The 17,479-nt window shown below is 71.5% G+C and carries 11 protein-coding genes and 1 pseudogene; 9 read left to right on the forward strand and 3 right to left on the reverse strand.

The genetic code is table 11. The features are described 5' to 3' along the window. The first annotated feature begins 35 nt into the window (after positions 1 to 35). From ACFZBU_RS36130 to ACFZBU_RS36145, 4 genes and pseudogenes are all read left to right on the forward strand, one after another. A complete protein-coding gene (locus ACFZBU_RS36130) occupies positions 36 to 791 on the forward strand; it encodes a GntR family transcriptional regulator (RefSeq protein ID WP_391587967.1) in 756 nt (251 codons plus the stop codon). A gap of 352 nt (positions 792 to 1,143) precedes the next feature. Continuing rightward, positions 1,144 to 1,676, forward strand: a pseudogene (locus tag ACFZBU_RS36135) (potassium-transporting ATPase subunit C). A gap of 373 nt (positions 1,677 to 2,049) precedes the next feature. Continuing rightward, positions 2,050 to 2,829, forward strand: coding sequence for a calcium-binding protein (locus ACFZBU_RS36140; protein WP_391587968.1), 780 nt, complete (start codon positions 2,050 to 2,052; stop codon positions 2,827 to 2,829). A gap of 362 nt (positions 2,830 to 3,191) precedes the next feature. Continuing rightward, positions 3,192 to 6,605, forward strand: coding sequence for a BTAD domain-containing putative transcriptional regulator (locus ACFZBU_RS36145; protein WP_391587969.1), 3,414 nt, complete (start codon positions 3,192 to 3,194; stop codon positions 6,603 to 6,605). On the opposite strand, the gene ACFZBU_RS36150 is transcribed toward ACFZBU_RS36145, so the two are convergent. After that, on the reverse strand, positions 6,586 to 7,212 hold the full coding sequence (locus ACFZBU_RS36150) for a hypothetical protein (RefSeq protein ID WP_391587970.1): 627 nt from the start codon (positions 7,210 to 7,212) through the stop codon (positions 6,586 to 6,588). The two genes, ACFZBU_RS36145 and ACFZBU_RS36150, sit on opposite strands and share 20 nt — an antisense overlap. Positions 7,213 to 7,615: 403 nt before the next feature. Then, on the reverse strand, positions 7,616 to 9,556 hold the full coding sequence (locus ACFZBU_RS36155; protein ID WP_391587971.1) for a serine/threonine-protein kinase: 1,941 nt from the start codon (positions 9,554 to 9,556) through the stop codon (positions 7,616 to 7,618). 831 nt (positions 9,557 to 10,387) lie between these two features. On the opposite strand from ACFZBU_RS36155, the gene ACFZBU_RS36160 reads away from it, so the two are divergent. Beyond that, the gene (locus ACFZBU_RS36160) at positions 10,388 to 10,678 is read left to right on the forward strand and encodes a hypothetical protein (RefSeq protein ID WP_391587972.1); all 291 of its coding nucleotides are present in this window, start codon (positions 10,388 to 10,390) and stop codon (positions 10,676 to 10,678) included. Positions 10,679 to 11,581: 903 nt separating this feature from the next. On the opposite strand, the gene ACFZBU_RS36165 is transcribed toward ACFZBU_RS36160, so the two are convergent. After that, positions 11,582 to 12,646, reverse strand: a complete 1,065-nt coding sequence (locus ACFZBU_RS36165) for a hypothetical protein (RefSeq protein ID WP_391587973.1) — start codon at positions 12,644 to 12,646, stop codon at positions 11,582 to 11,584. A 477-nt stretch (positions 12,647 to 13,123) separates the two neighbouring features. Here ACFZBU_RS36165 and ACFZBU_RS36170 point away from each other — a divergent pair, with 477 nt between their 5' ends. From ACFZBU_RS36170 to ACFZBU_RS36185, 4 genes are all read left to right on the forward strand, one after another. Further along, on the forward strand, positions 13,124 to 13,609 hold the full coding sequence (locus ACFZBU_RS36170; RefSeq protein WP_391587974.1) for a hypothetical protein: 486 nt from the start codon (positions 13,124 to 13,126) through the stop codon (positions 13,607 to 13,609). Between the two features lie 1,132 nt (positions 13,610 to 14,741). Then, positions 14,742 to 15,695, forward strand: a complete 954-nt coding sequence (locus tag ACFZBU_RS36175) for a helix-turn-helix domain-containing protein (RefSeq protein WP_391587975.1) — start codon at positions 14,742 to 14,744, stop codon at positions 15,693 to 15,695. Next, a complete protein-coding gene (locus ACFZBU_RS36180) occupies positions 15,692 to 16,564 on the forward strand; it encodes a helix-turn-helix domain-containing protein (protein ID WP_391587976.1) in 873 nt (290 codons plus the stop codon). Before ACFZBU_RS36175 ends, ACFZBU_RS36180 begins: the two co-directional genes overlap by 4 nt. 257 nt (positions 16,565 to 16,821) lie before the next feature. Beyond that, positions 16,822 to 17,262 carry a hypothetical protein gene (locus ACFZBU_RS36185; protein WP_391587977.1) on the forward strand — a complete coding sequence of 147 codons (441 nt, stop codon included), beginning with the start codon at positions 16,822 to 16,824 and terminating at the stop codon, positions 17,260 to 17,262. Positions 17,263 to 17,479: the final 217 nt, after the last annotated feature.

Genomic DNA, 17,479 nt, shown 5'->3' on the forward strand with positions numbered 1-17,479 from the left:
CCCGTCAGGTCCCAGCAGGTCGAGCCGGAAGCCGCATGGTCAGTCACTCGTCACCCATCCCGCTGTATCACCAGATCGCGAGCATCCTGCGTCAGCAGATTCTCGACGGCGTCTATCCACCCGAGCATCAACTCGCGCCGGAGAACGATCTCGCCAAACAGTTCGGCGTCAGCCGCGCGACGGTGCGCCAGGCGGTGCTCGAACTGGCGGACGCCGGACTGCTCGCACGCCGACACGGTCGCGGTACGTTCGTCCTGGACGCGGCCCGCAAGCCGCTGCGCTACCGCTTCCACGGCGACATGCACGATCTGCTGACCGCCGCGTCGGCCAACGCGCACACGGTCCGCGAGTTGTCGTTGCAGCACCGGCGCGAACTGCCGCCCACGGTGGCCCGGGACCTGCACGTGGCCGACGGGCGCGGCACCGTCGTCGAGCGGCTGATGGACGCGGCCGACGCCCCGTTCGCCTACCACCGCAACTACCTGCCGGACGCGTACGGTCGCCTGCTCTCGCGGCGTCGGCTCAAGTCGGTGGGGGTGCTGCACCTGCTCAACGAGTCCGGCGTGCCGCTGGTTCGGGCCCGCCAGACGATCCTGGCGCGCGCCGCCGAGCCGGACATCGCCGACCGCCTCGACGTCGGGCACGGCGGAGTGGTGCTCTACACCGAGCGCGTCGTGCGCACCGAGGACGGCACTCCGGTCGAGATCGCCCACTCGTGGTATCCGGCGGGTAGTTACGGATACACGGTCGACTTCGATATCGCGGCGCCGATGCGCACGGAAGCGCCCTGAGCGCTCCGTTTCGGGCTTCCCGCTCCGTGCTTCCCGCTTCCGGACGATGACGTTATCTCCCGGCAATGCGACGCGTGGTGCGCTGATCGCATGCGGAACGCGCACCGGATGCTCGGCAACGGGAAGGAGACGACTGTGACGTTACACGACGGACACCAGGCGGCCGGGGGAGTGCCGCGGCGGCGGATGCCGGGGGCGCTCGCCGCAGGCGCGGTCTCGGTCTCAACATCACGCACCGGGCCACCCCCGAGTCGGCGATCGTCTCGGCAGTCGTCTTCAACGCGCTGGTGATCGTCGCGCTCATCCCGCTCGCGCTGCGCGGTGTCCGCTACCGGCCGATGTCCGCGCCCGGTTGTTCGCGACCGACGGACGGGAGGTCCTCGCGCACGAGGACCCGGCGGGGAACACCACTTACACCTTCCTCGCCGACGGAGCGCCGCTCACCGAGGCCCAGGCAGCCGGCGTCGGCACCGCGCCCGATTCGCGCTGGTTCCAGCCCCGCCCCTCCGCCGGAGGCTACGACCCGCTCTCCTCCGGCGCCTCGAACCACGGCCCCGAGAACCCAACGCTGGTCCGGGAGATCGAGCGCCGCAAGGCCCGGGCCGCCGTGTTGAACGGCGTGCCCGAGGCACGGGTGCCGGCGGACGCGGTCACCGCGAGCGGCTCGGGCCTGGACCCGGCCATCTCCGAGCGGTACGCCCCGTCCAAAGCGACCGGGTTGCCAAGGCCCGCAATCTGGATCCGGCCAAGGTGCGAGCGCTCGTCAAGCGGAACGTCGACGGTCGCGTCATCGGCTTCCTCGGTGAGAAGCGGGTCAACGTCCTCGAACTCAACAGCGCCCTGGTGAGGCTGCCGATCCTGCCGGCGGTGCGTTGGTGGAGGTAGGACGCGACGCGGGGGAGTGCCCGCAAGCGCCGGGGCGACTTGCAGGCCGCTTGAGCCGCTTGAGCCGCTTGAAGCGTCCGTCGCACTGCGGGGCGTTCCGGATCCACGCCGTCAGGGCGACCGTTTCGGACCGGTGACCGGCCTCCGGTCCGACTCGTAGCCGCCCGGACCACGACCGCCCGCCTGCGGCGCCGGCACAATCGAGCCGCAAGACGGGCATCGGATGCTTGTTTGCGCGAGCCAAGGGCCGCACTCCACCGTCTGCGCACGCACTGGTGATGGGATACGCGGCGTCCGTCCTTGGCAGCATCCGTCCCAGATCCACTGGGTCCTGCTCGCCACACGGAGCGGGTCGATCGTCTTTGGGGGAATCATGCGCGCCCGCGCTTTCACCGCTGTTCTGTCGGGAACCCTGACCATTTGCGCCTTTGGTGCCGCACCGGCGCAGGCCAGTCCGATCAGCCCCACGACGATCACGGCCGTCGCGGTCAACGGTGGTCAGCCCATCGTGGTCGGCACCGCCACGAAGACGATCAGCGCCGCCGTGGTCGGCACCAACGACTCCGGGATCGGCGCCGGGATCGTGCTTCTCTGGCACGGCGCCGGCGACTACGCGCACCGGGACGCCACCCTCGCGGATCCGAACCCGGGCGTGTGCTTGTCCCCCGGCACCCTGGGGTACTGCACATCGACGATCGGCATCACCCCGGCCCGGGGCACCGACAGGGCGCTGTACAGCAACTCCCTCGCCGGAACGTGGAAGGTCGCGACCTTCATGTGGGGCAACAACCATCAGTTGGGCTCCTCGTATCAGTACTCCACCGTCCGGGTGCTGAGGCAGGCGAAACTCTCGGCCGACGCCGCTCCCGAGCCGGCGCACGCGGGCCAGACGATCAACGTCTCCGGCAAGCTCGTCCGCGCGGACTGGGAGACCGGCGCGGACGCAGGCTATGCAAACCAGCCCGTGAAGCTCCAGTTCCACAAGACGGGGAGCACCGGCTTCGTCACTCTCAAGACGGTGATGACCGGTTCGGGGGGCGTCCTCAACACCACGGTCGAGGTGTCCGCCAACGGCTCCTACCGGTTCGCGTTCGCCGGCGACGCCACCACCTCGGCGGTCCAATCGCTCGAAGACGTCGTCAACCTCGACTAGCCGTAGAGGCCGACCGGCCGTCCACCGGCGTAGGGCGTCGTCGACGGGGCGGCGGCGCCCGACGGCGGTTGCCGGAACCGCGCATCATCGACCGAGGTCTTCGCCCGTGACGACGCGGGTTTGCCCGGCCGCTCCGAAGTCGTCATCCGTATCGCCCTGATCCCCGGCGGCACGATCGGCCGCCTCACCAGCGAGAACACCGCATCCCGGCGCGATCCGACACCTCATGCCGAAGCGCGCGTTTTGGCTTCGGACACCGGGAGAGAACGATCTCCGGCAGCTCGCTGCCCCGTGCTCGAAGCGGGCGCGGCCGTCGGCTCCCGTGCCGTGCCACTATGTGTGGATCACGACAGGGGGCGATGATGCGCGACGGGCTGCATATCAGCGTGTTGGGCGAGGTGAGAGCCACGTTCCAGGACCAGGTCGTGGATCTGGGAGGGCTTCGGCAGCGCGCTGTGCTGGCCCTCCTGCTGGTGGCACGGGGCGGGATCATCACCAGTGACCGGCTGGTCGACGGGGTATGGGGCGGGTCGCCGCCGCCGCGGGCGCAAGGCGCGCTGCACGCGTACGTCTCGCATCTGCGACGCCGGCTCGAACCGGGACGGGAGGCCAGGTCCCGCAGTGGCTTCATCGTCAGTGAGGGCTCCGGCTACGTCCTGCGGATACCGGACGAAGCAGTCGACGCGTGGCGCTTCGAAGAGTCACTGCGGCATGCCGCCACGATCACCGACCCGGCCGAGGTGGTGCCGGTTCTCGAGGGCGGACTGGCGCTGTGGCGAGGACCGGCGTTCGCCGAGTACTCGGCAGAGCTGTGGGCCCGGGGGGAGACCGCACGGCTGGCGGAGTTGCGTGAGGTGGCTCGTGAGCGGCTGCTCGGCGCGCGTCTCGAGCGGGGCGAGGACGCGGTCCTCGTACCGGAGATCGAGGCACTGATCGGACGGGACCCCCTGCGCGAGGAACGTTGGCGTCTGCTCGCCCTCGCCCTCTATCGTTCGCACCGGCAGGGCGACGCGCTGAGCGCGTTGCGGCGCGCCAGACAGGTCATCGCCGAAGAACTCGGGACCGATCCCGGCGTCGCTTTGCGCACCCTCGAAGCGGACGTTCTCGCCCAGTCACCCGCGCTCGACCGGCCCGCACCTGCCGGATTCGCGCACCAGGCGATACCGGCTGCGGCCTCGGAGGCGACGCGAATACGGCCGGCCGGTGCAGCACGATCGGCTTCCCAGGGTGCGGACGTCCTGGTGGACCGGGACCGGCAGCTGGCCGAACTGGGCGACTGTCTGGCCGGTGCGTTGAAGGGCAGGGCCGGCATAGTCCTCGTGGAGGGCCCGGCCGGTATCGGCAAGAGCCGCCTGCTCGCCGAGGTTCGCCGGTTGGCCGCCGAACACGAGGTGTTGACGCTGACCGCACGCGGCAGCCAGCGTGAGAAGGACTACGGATACGGCGCCGTGCGCCAACTCCTCGAACGCCTGGTCGTCAGACGCGGCGGCGAACTGATGACCGGAGCCGCCGCCGCGTCCACCGCGGTCTTCGACCCCGACGCAGCCGACCACGGCCACCAGCCGGACAGCTACGCGGTCCTGAACGGCCTCCACCAGCTGACCCTCAGGCTCGCCGCCGAACGCCCCCTCCTCCTGGCCATCGACGACCTGCAGTGGTGCGACACCGGCTCGCTCCGCTTTCTGGCCCATCTCGCGGGCCGCCTCGAAGGACTCCCCATCCTCATCGCCGTCACCCTGCGCACAGGCGAACCGCACCATGACGGGGAGCTGCTGGCCGAACTCGCCGACAACGCCGCCGCCCTGCGGATCCATCCCACTCCGCTCACGCCGGCGGGCGTCGCCGATGTGGTCCGCGACGCGCTGGGTGAGCCTCCCGACGCGACGTTCGCCGACGCCTGCCACCGGGCCACGTCCGGCAACCCCCTGCTCCTGCGCCAGTTGGTGCGGGCGCTCCAGTCACGCGGCATCCGGCCCGAGGCCGCCCAGGCCGGCACCGTCACCTCGGTAGGATCCAGAGCCGTCTCCCAGTTGGTCCTCAGCCGCCTCGCCCGGCTGCCCGCCGACGCGACAGCCGCGGCCCAGACGGTCGCCGTCCTCGGAGACGGCGCGACACTGCCCGACGTCGCCGCCGTCATGGAAGTGTCCGAGAACGAGGCGGCGGACGCCATCGCGCCCCTGGTCCGCGCCGAAATCATCCGCGACCACTACCCGTTCGGCTTTGTTCACCCCCTCGTGGGAGACGCCGTCTACCGGGACCTGCCACCCGGTGAAAGACAACTGCGTCACGAGCGGGCCGCCCGCATCCTGCACGCCGCGGCCTCACCCCCCGAGCAGACGGCGGCCCACCTGCTGCTCACCCCGCACCGCGGCGACCCCTGGGTCGTCGACATGCTGTGCACAGCCGCCCGGGAGGCCGCGGGCCGCGGTGCCGCCGACGCCGCCGCCACCTACCTCACCCGAGCTCTGCGGGAACCGCCCAGCCCCGCCAGACAGCCCGAGGTGCTCCTCGAACTCGGCCGCGCCGAGACCCTCGGCAACGGCCCCGCGGCGGCGGAACACCTGCGTCAGGCCTACGAGACGCTGACCGACCCGCCGCGCCGGGCCGCCGCGGCGCTTCTCCTCGCCCGGATCCTGGTCTTCGCCGGCAGGCAGGGTCAGGCGACCGAGTTCGCCCAGCGTGCCGCGGCCCAGCTGCCCGCCGAACTGAAGGACGAACGGCAGGGCCTGCTGGCGCTGGAGCGGATGAGCGCCTACATGCACGGCCTGGACCGGCAGCCGTGGCGCAGTCCGCAGGACCCCGTCGTCGACGGCGACGGGTCCGGCGCCCGAATGCTCGCCGCCTACCTGTCCTGGGAAGCGGCCCAGGACGGGAGTGAACGCAGCGGGGCCGTCGCACTCGCCCGCTCCGCCGTCGCCGACCGTGTACTGCTGGACGCCGGGGAAGAGCTGCTCTGGTACGCCGCCGCCATCGTCCTGCACTTGGCGGACGAGGAGGTCGGAGAGCTGTGGGGCGCGGCACTGGCCCGTGCCGACGAGCGGGGCTCGCTGTTCTCCGTCCTCTCGACCCACATGTGGCGGGGTTTCACACAGTGGGATCAGGGAGATCTCCGAGGGGCGCTGAAGTCCCTCACGATCTCCGTGGAGCAGCACCAGGCGTGGGGCCTCGCACCCGGTGCCTCACGAGGCTGGGACTTCTTGACGGGAGTTCTGCTGGATCTGGGCGATACCGCCGGTGCCCGCGCGTGCCTGGATCGGATGCGCGCCTTGGCCAGGGATGGCGAAGGCGCCTTCCTCGCCAGAGAGACGCAGGCCAGGGTGCTCATCGCGGAAGGGCGTCATGACGAGGCGCTCACCAGCTTGGACGCAGCCCGGCAGTTGCGACCGTCCGTGGTCAACCACGCCTGGTGGCCCTGGGCACCACTGCGCGTCCGGGCGCTGGCGGGTGTCGGCGAACGGGCCGAGGCGGAGACCCTCGCCACGGAGCAACTCGCGCTGGCCCGCCGATGGGGCGCGCCGAGCATGGTGGGTCGGTCCTTGCGGATGCTGGGCGAGCTGCGCGGCGCCCACGGAGTGCCCGAACTCCGGGAGGCCGTGACGCTGCTCGCACCCGGCCCCGCCCGTCTCGAACATGCCCGCGCCCTGTACTCCCTGGCGCTCCACAGCCCCTCCAAGGAGGCCGAGTCCGCCTTGCGCCAGGCGTACCCCATTGCTGAGCGCTGCGAGGCCGCCGGCCTCATCCGGTCGATCGGCGACCTCATGGGCAGGCGTAGGTGAAGGTCGCCGACGCGTCTGCCGGGTCGGGCGACAGGATCTCCAGGGTGGCGGTCGCCCGCACGGTCCCGTGGCCGTCGAAGGTCCAGCGCAGGACGACGTCCGTCCGGTGCGCGTCCTGGGCGACCCGCTGCCGGAGAATGCCGGAAACCGTGCCGTCGCTGCGTTTCCAGCGGTAATTCACCGTGCCTTCACGGCCGTTGGTGTGCAGGGTGCCGATGACCGTGGCGGTGCCGTCGCAGGCCGGACCTGCGGCGTCGGTGTGGACGGTGGCTCCGGTCACGGCGAGCGCGGGTGCGTACCGCTGCCAGGCGAGGTAGGCCGCCACCGCGATCAGTACGACCGCCGGCAACAGCCAGCCGCCGAGGACGCCCCTGCGCGATCGACGTCGGCGTGGGACGTCCTGCGGCCCCGGCCCCGGGGATACGGTGCCGTGCCAGACGCTCGCCACCCGGCCGGCGGCGGTGTCCGTCGGCGTGGGGACTCCGGGGCCGAAGCGGAGCGCCTCTTCCGACCCCGGTGCGAGGGGTTCCGGAGCGTGGAGTGTGACGGCGAGGGGAGGGGAGGTCAGTCGTACGGTGCCGATTTCGTCGGCGTGGGGAAGGCGCACGGTGGTCCCCGGTGCGACGAGGGGTTCCGGAGCGTGGAGTGTGACGGCGAGGGGAGGGGAGGTCAGTCGTACGGTGCCGATTTCGTCGGCGTGGGGAAGGCGCACGGTGGTCCCCGGTGCGACGAGGGGTTCCGGAGCGTGGAGTGTGACGGCGAGGGGAGGGGAGGTCAGTCGTACGGTGCCGATTTCGTCGGCGTGGGGAAGGCGCACGGTTGTCCCCGGCGCGACGAGGGGTTCCGGAGCGTGGAGAGTGGCGGCGGGGGGAGGGGAGGTCAGTCGTACGGTGCCGATCTCGTCCGCGTGGGGAAGGCGCACGGTGCTCTCGTCGGGGCTGTCCTGAGGCGTTTCCTGAGGTGTCGTCATCCGGCATCCTCTCCTTCGTAGGGCGTGGATCCCCGGACTCTCAGCGGGGCGGGTTGCAGCCGGAGGGCGCTGAGACGGTAACGAAGGCACCGTTGCCGGAATCGGCGGCCGGGTTGGTCGAGACCTTGACGCCGAGGTAGGGCGCGCGCTCCGGGGTGATGAACGTGTGGGTGTACCTGCCGGAGACCCGTGTCCGCCCCTCGGGAAGGGTGACCGCGTCGGTGGCGACCACCGTCCCGACGGCCGTCCTGGCGGAGGAACCGGTGAACCAGGTCAGGTTCAGCGTTCCGTCGGCGGCCCCGTCGGTCAGTACGGTCACGGAAGCCACCAGGGTGCACCCGGAGCCCAGCGGACCGCTCGCGTCGAACTTCACGGAGACGACGTGGAGTTCCGGCGCCGGGGTGGCGGGCGGCACGGTGGTGCCCGCGCCCGAGGTACTGCCGCTGCCCGTTCCCCCCGAGGTGCTGGTGCCCCCTCGGGACGATCCGCCGGACGATCCGCCGGACGATCCGCCGGACGACCCGCCCGACGACCCGCCCGACGATCTGCCCGAGGTGCCGCCCCCGGCGGAGCCGGAACCGGACGAGTCGCCGGCTCTCCCGCCACTCGACGAACCACCGGGGAGGTCGGGCCGGCCCGCAGGGCTTTCCGTGCCCGGCGGTGCCTCGCCCCCGGCTGAAGGCTCCTCAGTCGCCTCGGGAGCAGAAGCGGACACACTGGGCGCTCCGGTCGTCGACGGCTCGTCGCTCGCGGCTGTGCTCGCGGAAGCACTGCCGGATGGGGAAGCGGTCGTCGAAGGGCCGGACACCGCCACCGGTTCGTTCACCGGTTGGCCGCTGCTCACGGCCACCGCGGTCACCCCGATCCCACCGAGCAGCAGCGCGCCGGCAGCCATCCCGGCCAGGGCCTTTCCCTTGCGGTTGAGCGACGGACGGCTGCGTTTGCCCCGTTCCGGGCCGGGGGCGGAGCCGGAGCCGGGCTTGGGGCTGGGGGTGGCGCTTGAGCTGAGGTCGGGGTCGGCGCCCAGGTCGGTGGTGGCCTGCGCTGTGGTGCCCGAGGCGCCGCCGGGGTTCGCCCAGGGGAACAACAGGGGCAGCAGGGCCACGAGTGCGGCGAGTTTGCGCTGCCCCCGTTCCTCCCAGTCCTCGCCGTAAGCGGCTGTCGCCACGGCTTCGAGTTCGGCCACGAAGTCCGCGGCGCCGGCCGGACGTTTCCCGGGCGTCTTGGCGAGACCGCTGCGGATCAACGGGCGCACCCGCTCGGGGGCGAGTGCGTCCGGGACGGGCGCCCCCATGTGCTGCATCGCCAGTTCCATGAGGGTCTCACCGGCGTACGGCTTGGCGCCGGTGAGGCACTCGAAGAACGTGGCGGTCGCCGCGTACACATCCGTCGCGGGACTCGCCGGCAGGCCGGTCCACTGCTCGGGCGCCATGTACATGGGGGTACCGGCCGCTTCCCCGGCTTCCCCACTGGGCACCGCGATGCCGAAGTCAACCAGCTTGGACGTCCCGTCAGCGGCGATCAGGACGTTGTCGGGCTTGTAGTCCCGGTGCACCACCCCCGCCGCATGGGCGGCGGCAAGGCCGAGCAACGATCCCTTGAGCACGGCGAGTGCCGCCTCGGGCTCGGTGGCGCCCTCCTGCCTGAGCAGTGCGCGGAGCGGAATACCGTCCACCAGCTCCATGACGATCGCCGCGCCGAAGGACGTCTCCACGTACTCGTAGAACTCGACCACATGGGGGGACCGAAGAGTGCCCAGCAGCTTGGCCTCGGCGCGGAACCCGGCGAGGAACGTGCTGTCGCCACGCAACCGTTCCGAGAGGAACTTGATCGCCACCGGCGACCCGGTTTTGTCATGCCGGGCGAGCATCACCCGGCCACTCGCGCCCGAACCCAGCTCCCTCGACGGCGTATATCCGGGAACCATCCACGGGTCCGCGCCGGGTCCGTCGGCCGCGGGGAAGACCTGCGGCCCGCTCATGCGACACGTCTGTCCGCGGCGAGGCCGGCAAGGAGCCTCTCGGACACCTGGGAGCCCCACGCGCGCGGGCCGTGAACAGGCGCCCCCTGGAACACGCCGCCACGGTGGGCACCGACGGCCGTCGGATTCAGCATTTCTTCCGTCCTCGTTCTGTCGGATGTGCGTGAGTCGCCCTCCCTGCGCATGGTTCGCTCTCGGTCTTGCGGCTCACTTGCGCCCGCTCCGGACCGTCCGGAATCCCGGACGGGTACGCCGGTGGCGTGGCCGTGCCGGAGAACCGGACCAAGCGGTCCGCCGGGCCGCGAGGCCGAACGTCGGCCGAAAGTCGGCCGAAAGTCGGCCGATCGGCAGGCGATCGGAAGGAACCACCACAGGGCGCGGGCGTCGGTGAAAACCGCGCCCTGCCTGATCCACCGCGCCGCCCCTGGCGAAGAAGCGCTGCGGCGGAGGCCGTCGCCCTTCCGCGACGGCCGAGCCGACTCTCCTCCGGCCCGTTGTGGTGGATTTGCCACAGACCCGCACCTCGGCCGGCCCGCCGGAGGTCAGGAACCTCCCACCGGTCCGGACTTCCGCTGTCGCCGACGAACGGGATGCCGGCGGATCCGCAACCGCCTTCGCGCCACCGTGTCGCCCGAGGCTGCGCGGGGCGGGAGCGCGCAACGCACAGGCCACACAAGAACGATGCAAGGTGTGTGCCGGAACTTTGGTGACGAGCGGCGAGGGACCGTGCGCACCGGCGCCGGAGGGCATTTCGCCCGCCCCTCACGCAACCGCGCCTCGAACGACCAGGCACGCCTGGACGTTCGCGGACCCTGTACCTCTGGGAGAGTCATGCGAATACGCACGATCACCGCCGCCCTTTCGGGCGTCCTGGCCCTCACCGTGCTCGGAGCCCCGGCAGCACACGCGACCGGAAGCGGCGACAACACCACGGCCGGCTCGGTGATGCACAATCCGCCGATGTATGCCGTGCCGCCGGATCCGTATGTCGTGGCGGGCGGTTCGGTGATGCACAATCCGCCGATGTATGCCGTGCCGCCGGATCCGTATGTCGTGGCGGCCGGCTCGGTGAAGCACAATCCGCCGACGTATGCCGTGCCGCCGGACCCGTACTTCAAGTAGGGAACTGCACGGCGAACGCACCACGACGAGTTGAACGGGGTCATGGCGATACTCGTGCGGTCGCGGTCAAGGTGGAGCCGGCCTCGGACCGCACCCGCCCACACGGGGGGCGGCTTTCGGAGGAGGCTCGTTCTCGGCCTCCGCCGGAGGCCCTTCGGTCCGGCCGGCGGGCTCCACACGGCGATTCAGACCGTCGGGGGATCGGGCGTCGGCTTCAACAACCGGGAACTGATCGGCTGAGCGGGTACGCACTCCGGTGCGGTGCCGGGCGCCCCGGGGCCGGAATGCCCGACCGGGCGACAAACCCTGACGCCGCCGAACATCGGCGACGTTCGGCGTCCGGTCGGGTCCCGGCCCGTGCTCGCGCGCGTGCTCCTTCTGGTGCTTCGGCGCCGCGTCCACCGCCGCGAAGACCTCCACGACCGGCCGGACCACCGGCGTCAACGGCCCGTCGGTCACGCCCACCAGGTTCTCCGAGAAGTCCCCGTACCCGCGCGTCCCGTATCCCGCGAGCACGCACGGCAACCGCCCACCCGGCGTCAACCGGATCCGCGTCGCGAAGGGGTTCCCGCCCGGATGGGCACCGCTTCGACGCCGTTCGCAGTCCATGCCAAGGGACCCGATCACCTCGCTCAACGCGGCATCCACCGGGTACGTCGTGTCATGGTGCCCACTCGACGCCACCGTCCCATCCGGCAGTACGGCGAGTCGCAACTCCCACGCATCCCCGTACTTCGAGTACTTGCGCCGCGAGATCGATCGCGTACTTCCGCACGAACTCTGCGGGCAACGCCAAAGGCACCAAAGGCAACATCCGAGTCATGCCCCCAAGCTGCTCTGCTCCCCCGACACCCCGCCGTCGGGTCCGGATGCCCTCGGCGCGGGCCGGGACCCGAGGCCGGGTCACCGCGAAGGTGTCGCGGTCACGCTGAGGATTTGGGGTTGCCGGGCCGAGCTGTCCAGCACCGTAATGGGCGCATTGGGAGCCAACGGGACGGCGAGCAGGGACAGCGAGATGTGCTTTTGCTGCACTGCGGAGTAAGGCCCGGCCTTGCCACCGAGCAGCGAGACGGCGTCCTTGGTGCCGAGCGTGATGTCGCCGGTCGAGTGGAAGTCCACATTCACGTGGGCAGCACACGGCACCAGCGCGGCGCCGGACGCGAGTTCGAACACCGGCAGCGTGTTGGCGATGTTCTGCTGCTCGACGGTCATCCGCAGCGCGGGTTGGGCAGTGATCGTGGCGTTGAAATTCGAGACGACCTTGTCGGTGAACGAACCCTCCGCGAACCGTGGATCGGTGGCCGCCTTGGTGGCCGGGCCCACGCTGACATATCCGGCGTACTCACCACAGGCGGCACGTCGGGCCTGGTCGTCCGCGAGCGTCACGGCCAAGCCTCCGGCGTCCGTGCGCACCCGCTCGACCCTCGGGTACGTGACCATGGTCCCGCCCGGCTCCGCGCTCACTTCCTGCTCACCCTGGCGCAGCGTGGCGGAGAAGACCAATTTCCAGGGGGCGTCGGCCCGTTCCTGGGCGAAGTACAAAATCCCACTCAGCGGGCCGCTGCCCTTGGTCGTGCCGATCGCGGCGAACTGCTTGGGATAGCCGGTGTCGGGTGGGATCAGCCACTGCGAGACGGTGTAGGTGAACGGCTCGATCGGCTTCCGTTTCGTCGCCAAGGCGACCCGGTAACTGCCCGTCGACTTCTCGTAGAGCGAACCCCCCTCGACCCGACCCAGACGTTCGGAGTCGAACGCCGCATTGGCGGCGTTGTTCTCCGCGTCGTGTTCGGCCAACAGTCGGCGTGCGTCCTCCTCCGAGATCACCGGTCGGGCTGCGGTCGGTGGGGAGGTGGGGGCGGACGTGCGGACATTCGGGTCTGCGGAGGGCTTCCCCGGCCCGCCGGCCGGGTCCTTGTCCGAGGAAGAGGAACAGGCGGCGCTGAGCGTCAAGACGGCCGTGGTGGCCACGGCGACGATGATCCTGGTGGTGCGTGCGGTAGCGATGGCGCAACCTTCCTGCGCTCCGGGGCGATCACGCCCAGGTGCTTCGAGAGCCGTGGTTCGGCGCGCCCGCACGGTCGCGGTACGTGATTGCTGCGACGGGACATCGATGCGGCGGCTGGGGGTGCGCCCGCGCGTCCGCAAAACGGAGGTCGCAGCCGGGATCCGACCCCGGGCACCGGCCCCGAACGGCCCCGGACCAGCTCGCGCACAGGCATGTTTCACGCTCGCGTGAACATGCCCACCTTAGGGTTGCAGGCCGCCCGAGGACTATCCACATCGCGAAGAGCGGAAGCGGAGCTTCGGGCCGGCCGGAAGCTCCGCGGCGGAGTCTGGCGCACCCAGGCGTGTGCTGTCGCCGATCCCTTGACGCCGGTTGTCCCGAACTACTGAGCAGGCACCTGCTTGTTGCGATGAGGGCCGGGTGCCTCACGCGCCCTGTTGGTGCGCGAGGATCGAACGAAACTGGCGCTGCTCGGAGCCGTGCCGCGCGACCGGTCCTCCTCCGGTCCCGACGGTCCGGAACAGGTCGCCTCTGCCGACTTGTTCCACAGGGTCGGGCTCGGCTGGGAACGCGACATGGACGGCTGGCGCATCGCCGGCCGGGCCGGTGGGGAATTGGGCTGCGAGGCGGCACTGGGGCTGCGGGAGGAGCGGTTCCGGGCGGATGCCGAGTACGAGCGGCGCAGGCAGCTTGACCGGCTGCCCGCTGTGCCGGACGGTCGCACGGTCATGGATGTGCTCGGGGTCGGTCCCGGACCGCTGGTCGGTGCGGCGGCCCGGTACCTGAAGGAATCGACCCGGGAACGCGGCGCGTTGACCCGGGACGAGGCGCCTGCGGCACTACGCGCGTGGGCCCGTGGCAGGATCGTCGACCATGGGGACGGCGCAGGACAGCTTCACGTCTCGCACGAAGTCGACGTCGAGTAGGACGTTGTCTCGGCCCCCGCGCGGAGGCTCTGCCCATCGTGGTCGACGCGGGCAGACGGCGTGGTCGCGTACTGCTCCTGGAAGCCGTCTCATTCGGCGTATCGGCGGGAGCAAACGCATGCGGCCGCGATGCTGACCAACCGTGCGCTCGCCGCAGGCGGAGAAGCTCAACACGCTGCTCCAGGGCAAGGGCGCGACGATCACCCCGGACCAGACGGTGCCGGGCGCCTTTCGCGTGCACGAGCTGCCGCCGGCGACAGCACGAGTTGCCGCCGGCGACAGCACGAGTTGCCGCCGGCGACGATCGGCGACCTCGCCGCCGAGCACGGCATCGCGCTGCACGAGCTCTCGCCGCGCTTCGACTCGCTCGAAGAGGTCTACATGCGGATGACCCAGCACAGCGTGGAGTACCGCGCCGGTGTCCCGGACGGCGCGCCCCCGGGCGACGGCCCGTCTCCCGGCCGCCCGCAGCCCGGTGCCGCGCCGGTCGGTTCACCGTCCCGGCGGCGTGCGCAGCAGCGCACGTTCCCGCCCCGGTTCACCGACACGACAGGGCGCACACGCTCCCACGAACGCGCTCACCGTATGTCACCGACACCACGCCACCGAATCATTGGAGCGGGCGCCGCGCGTGCCTTCCGCCGGGCGCGCCGGGACGACAGCGGGCACCCCGCAACTCGCGCCCGCGCGATTCGCTCGGCCGCACGGGATCGGAGCCCCGGGTCCCCCATGGGTTGGGGGTTCCGCCTCCATATTTCGGCACCGGTGCGTGGCACCGGGGCACGGCGGGTTGCCTCGGCCACGGCCCGCCGGTGTTGTGTGTGGCGGAGGCGAGCGAGGACGATGCGTGGGTGGATCGCGTCGTCCCGTCCGTGTCACCGAGCTTGCCGGCCGATTCGGAGAAGGGGCGGCGAAGTCCGTCCCGTTGGGACGTCTTGGGCACGCGCGGGGTGTTGGGGTGCGGGGATGTCCGGCGGAACGCGGCACGGCCGGAACGTCCGATGTCGGTGGGGGCCGGCCGAAGGACATGTCGCGGGTCTTCGTCGGGCCCACCGCGTGTGCGTGGGGTGTACCGGCCGGAAAGCATGAGGGTGCAGGACCGGGGAATTTTTGACGCAGTACGGGGTGGAGCATGCCGCGTTGGCAGGAACTACCGGATTCGCTGGACCAGAGGGTTCGGCAACTCGTGGTGCAATTACGGAGGTTGAAGGACCGCAGCGGACTGAGCCTGGTCTCGCTCGCGGCCAAGACCGGGTACAGCCGCTCGTCGTGGGAACGCTGCCTCAACGGCAGGACGCTGCCGCCGCGCCGGGCGGTCGAGGAACTGGCGCGGATCACGGGGGCGGATCCGGTCCGGCTGCTGGTGCTGCACGAGGTGGCCGAGAGAGCTTGGCGACGGCCGACCGCGCTGATCGCGCCGACCGTACCCACCGCGCCGGACGCCGCGAAGGACGAAGACGCGTCGGGCGTACGGGCCGAGGGCGCCACCGAGGATTCCGGTGCGCCCAAGGGCACCGCTGTATCGGTGCCCGGGCCCGGCTCGGAGCCCGAAGCCGCGGATGAGCCGGTTGCGGCTGCGCGTCCGCCGGGCGTCCGCGGGCCCGTCGTCCTCGCCGCCGTGGTGACCGCCGCACTCGTCGGGGTGGGCATCGGCATGCAGATCGCCCAGCCCCGCCACCACCACGACGACGGCCGACGCGACCGGGTCGCGACGGGGGTGGGCACGCCCGGGCCGCGCCCGACCGGCAGCGCCACGACCGGCAGTTCCCCGACCGCCGCTGCCGGGCCCGGCCGGTACGTCTTCCAGCCGGGCAAGTCCTACCCGTGCGAGGTCCGCGGGACCGGCTCGGCGGACGGCGGGTTGTCCGCCGGATACAGCGCCACGCGCACCGCCGTACTCGCCGGACCGGGCTGGGACGTGGTGGAGGCCCAGTGCCTCCTGAGCCGTCGCGGGATGGATCCGGGCATCGTCGACGGGGTCTACGGACAGCAGACCATCGCGGCCGTGTTGCGCCTGCAGAAGGAGGCCGGCCTGCCCCCGGACGGCGTCGTGGGCCCGCACACATGGCAGGTGCTGCGCGGATGAGCGCCTCCGCACCGGAGTGCGCGGCACTGGCCGAAGCGCTTCGCGAGGTGCGGGCGCGTACGGGGCTGAGCCTGGCCGCGCTGGCCGAACGCACCGCCTACAGCAAGTCGTCGTGGGAACGCTGCCTCAACGGCAAGGCGCCCGTGCCCCGGCACGCCGTCGAAGCGCTGTGCGCGATCGCGGGGGAGCCCGCTTCCCGGCTGCTCGCGCTGTGGGAACTGGCGGACGCCGAGTGGAGCGGACGCGCCCGCCATACCCGCCCCGCCGTCCCACCACCGGAGCCGGAGCCGGAACCGGAACCGGAGCCGGAACCGGTGCCGGTGCCCGCGCCGAACTCCACCGCCGTCGTGGGCGGTACGGGTGTCCATCGCGGGTTTCGCCGTCGGTGGTTGTTCGTCGTCGGTCCGGGTGTCGCGGCGCTGGTCGCCGCGCTGCTGACGGGTACGGCCGTGCGGGGTTGTGGTGCCGGGCCGCCGGCGATCCCGCAATCTCCCGTGCTGGACCCGGCTCCCCGGTGTCGGGCGCAGACGTGTGACGGGAAGGACCCCGACGACATGTTCTGCGGACTGCCCGGTCGGGTGGACGTGCTCGGGGCGGAGCACCGCAGCGGGACCGGGACTCGCGCGGAGATCCGGTACAGCACGGTATGCGCCGCCGCGTGGGGGCGGATCTGGCACTCGAGGGTCGGGGACACGATCGAGATCTCCGCCCCCGGCGCCCGCCCGCGGCGAATCGTCATCACGAACGCCGCGGACACGGGCGTCTACCGCTTCACCCCGATGATCGGCGACCCGCGCCGGACCGCACTACGGCTGTGCCTGATACCGGCGGGCGGACCGGGCGAGGAGTGTTTCGACGCCCAGGGCTGAGTCGCACCTGCCGCAGCGTTCACGCCGGAGGGTTCCCGCCGTACCGTCCCGCCGGGGCGGAATCGCATCCCGCGGCGTCCCGCGGCCTTGTCGTCCGCGCGGACGTCCCGGCAGGTCACCGGTACGCGAGTCCCACGATGTCCCGGGCGCCCCCGCTTCGCCGGCGACGACCCGGACGTGGCCCACATGCTCGGAAGGACACGGCGGACGGGGCAGCCCGCCCCGCGCCGCATCGACCACCCGGAGGAAGAATCCGCATGCACAACCCGACAGTTCGCACCCGACTCGGCCTCCTCACCGGGGCCGCGCTCCTGGCCGCCGGCTCCCTGACGGCCTCGACGACCACGGCGGTGGCCGCACCGGCACCGTCCGCCGGGGACGGGGCGGTGGCGCAGTCCGTGGAGTACATCCCCGGCAAGGACGCCATCTCCGGTTCCTGCAAGGGCTGGCTCAACCGTCGGACCTCCGACGGCTACGTACAAGCCCTGGTCCAGTCGTGGGGAGCCCACTGCGCCATGTGGCTGGAGCGTTCGGACACCTGGCCGCACTACAAGCGAATCTCCAAGATCTACGAGGCCCAGCTCAACAAGCGCTCCACCGGCTTCCATTGGAACGGCCGCGGGGCCGGAGCACGGGTCTGCATCGTGAACGTAACCCTCGGCCAAAGCGCCGAGACCTGCGGCGAGGTCGCCTGGTAGCACCCACGACCGCCGCTCGCGCCGCGCACCTCGACTCGTCGGGCGCCGGCGGGATCGCACGGCTCCACGCTCGGCCACCCGGCACAACACCGGGTGGCCGAGCCCGTCCACAGGCGCCGGTACGGACCGGGGGCCGGTGGGTTCGGACGGTCGCGGCCGTGTCGGGCGCACGCCGGGTGAACGTCGACTTTCGTGACACGACGCCATGCCTTCAGCC

Source organism: Embleya sp. NPDC008237, assembly GCF_042956465.1.
Taxonomy (GTDB): domain Bacteria; phylum Actinomycetota; class Actinomycetes; order Streptomycetales; family Streptomycetaceae; genus Embleya.

What these genes read in the sequence shown, in the direction of transcription:
- ACFZBU_RS36130 (WP_391587967.1), top strand. Translation starts at nt 36, where the DNA reads ATGGTCAGTCACTCGTCACCCATCCCGCTGTATCACCAGATCGCGAGC.
- ACFZBU_RS36140 (WP_391587968.1), top strand. Translation starts at nt 2,050, where the DNA reads ATGCGCGCCCGCGCTTTCACCGCTGTTCTGTCGGGAACCCTGACCATT.
- ACFZBU_RS36145 (WP_391587969.1), top strand. Translation starts at nt 3,192, where the DNA reads ATGCGCGACGGGCTGCATATCAGCGTGTTGGGCGAGGTGAGAGCCACG.
- ACFZBU_RS36155 (WP_391587971.1), bottom strand. Translation starts at nt 9,556, where the DNA reads ATGAGCGGGCCGCAGGTCTTCCCCGCGGCCGACGGACCCGGCGCGGAC.
- ACFZBU_RS36160 (WP_391587972.1), top strand. Translation starts at nt 10,388, where the DNA reads ATGCGAATACGCACGATCACCGCCGCCCTTTCGGGCGTCCTGGCCCTC.
- ACFZBU_RS36175 (WP_391587975.1), top strand. Translation starts at nt 14,742, where the DNA reads ATGCCGCGTTGGCAGGAACTACCGGATTCGCTGGACCAGAGGGTTCGG.
- ACFZBU_RS36180 (WP_391587976.1), top strand. Translation starts at nt 15,692, where the DNA reads ATGAGCGCCTCCGCACCGGAGTGCGCGGCACTGGCCGAAGCGCTTCGC.
- ACFZBU_RS36185 (WP_391587977.1), top strand. Translation starts at nt 16,822, where the DNA reads ATGCACAACCCGACAGTTCGCACCCGACTCGGCCTCCTCACCGGGGCC.